The sequence below is a fragment of the Bacillus cereus group sp. BceL220 genome, from assembly GCF_051776965.1.
GTDB lineage: Bacteria > Bacillota > Bacilli > Bacillales > Bacillaceae_G > Bacillus_A > Bacillus_A cereus.
Genome location: NZ_JBPWBC010000065.1, coordinates 1 through 352, shown reverse-complemented (window position 1 = coordinate 352; position 352 = coordinate 1). Strand labels below are relative to the sequence as shown.

The following is a 352-nucleotide window of genomic DNA, read 5'->3' as shown; positions in this document are numbered from 1 at the left end:
AACAAACATTAGACAGACGGCACGAACAAGCCGTAAAAACGAAAAAAATCTACACACTTGGTCATTCCATCGTTTAGCACAATTCATCGAGTACAAAGCGACATTAGTTGGCATAAAGGTCGAATATGTGAACCCTTCTTATACAAGTCAAACATGTCCGAAATGTTCTGAAAAGAACAAGGCGCAAGACAGAAAATACAAGTGCCAATGTGGGTTTGAGAAACATCGTGATATCGTTGGGGCGATGAATATTCGCTACGCAACTGTGGTTGGCGGTAATAGTCAATCAGCCTAAGAGCCTATATGGTCTGTCTTAGGAGGGGTGATGGCACACCCTCATCTTGAAGGCTGT

At 42.9% G+C, this 352-nt stretch carries 1 protein-coding gene; it reads left to right on the top strand.

The features are described from left to right. On the top strand, nucleotides 1-295 hold a 295-nt coding region (locus tag ACS2FK_RS30550), incomplete at its 5' end, for an RNA-guided endonuclease TnpB family protein (RefSeq protein ID WP_438899983.1). Nucleotides 296-352 lie beyond the last annotated feature (57 nt).